Origin of the sequence: Prevotella sp. AM42-24, from assembly GCF_003461825.1 — a bacterium.
Taxonomy (GTDB): domain Bacteria; phylum Bacteroidota; class Bacteroidia; order Bacteroidales; family Bacteroidaceae; genus Prevotella; species Prevotella hominis.
In genome coordinates, this window is the sequence record NZ_QTXV01000162.1 from 1 (window position 1) to 1,235 (window position 1,235).

A 1,235-nucleotide genomic window follows, 5' to 3' on the forward strand; every position below is an offset into this window, starting at 1 on the left:
GAAGAAGAATGCCTTCGCCGTATCTCAGTATTCTGATGTGACGAGTTGTGTGGGATAAAGGAAAGATATTGCAAAAATAATTTTTTAAATTGATATTTACAATCTATGATACTACAAATTTTCCAGTTTCTTGAAAAGTTATAGGGAGATAAAGAAAAAATCCAAGATTTTCTTGATTAATAGAAATAAATGTCTTAACTTTGCAGGATATAGGCGGCGCTCGGCAATCAGAAAGCATGCTTTCATTACACTCGCAGTCACTATATTTACATATAATTTAAATTGAATATCGTATGAAACAGGTAGAAGAACGATATATCAGCTTGCTGACCGATTTCGGCTTCAAGCGCATTTTTGGAACGGCAATGAACAAGGATTTGCTGATTTGCTTCCTCAACAGCTTGTTTAATGGCAGACAGGTTGTTAAGGATGTATCGTATCTGAATCCAGAGCACGTGGGAGATGTCTATACAGACCGCAAGGCTATCTTTGACGTGTATTGCGAAGGAGAAAACGGCGAGAAGTTTATCGTAGAAATGCAGAATGCCTACCAGACCTATTTCAAGGACCGCTCTCTCTTCTACTCCACTTTCCCGATTCGCGAGCAGGCACCAAAGGGGAGTGAATGGGATTTCCAACTCAACCATGTCTATACAGTTGCGCTGCTCAACTTCAACATGAACGAGGACGCCTTCGACAAGGAGGAAATCCGTCACCATGTACAGTTGTGCGATACCGCTACCCATAAGATTTTCTACGATAAGCTGGAGTTTATCTATGTAGAGATTGCTAAGTTCGACAAGACTTTAGATGAGTTGGAAACCTTGTATGATAAATGGCTATATGCGCTGAAAAACCTCTATAAGCTTACACAGCGTCCGAAGGAACTGTGTGATAAAGTTTTCGACCGACTCTTCGAGGAAGCAGAAATAGCCAAGTTTACACCTCAGGAAATGAGGGAGTATGAAGCAAGCAAGATGGCATACCGGGATATCAAGAACTCCATTGATACGGCGAAAAGGGAAGGTAGAATAGAAGCTAACATAGAAACAGCTCAACGTTTGCTGGCTATGGGACTTCCAACAGAACAGGTAGCCAAAGCGACCCAGCTACCTTTGGATATGGTTCAAAATCTGAGCTACTGATAAAAGCGAAAACTAACGTTTTTCTTTTATGCTGGATACCATAACAAATAAGAGGGTGTGTCATAAGTCTGTGACGCACCCCTTTTAATT

The 1,235-nt window shown here is 40.9% G+C and carries 1 protein-coding gene; it reads left to right on the forward strand.

What is annotated here, in order from left to right:
• Nucleotides 1–293 precede the first annotated feature (293 nt).
• Entirely contained in the window at nucleotides 294–1,145 is an 852-nt protein-coding gene (locus DW917_RS16890; RefSeq protein WP_118120544.1) for an Rpn family recombination-promoting nuclease/putative transposase, read from the forward strand.
• The last annotated feature ends 90 nt before the right edge of the window (nucleotides 1,146–1,235 follow it).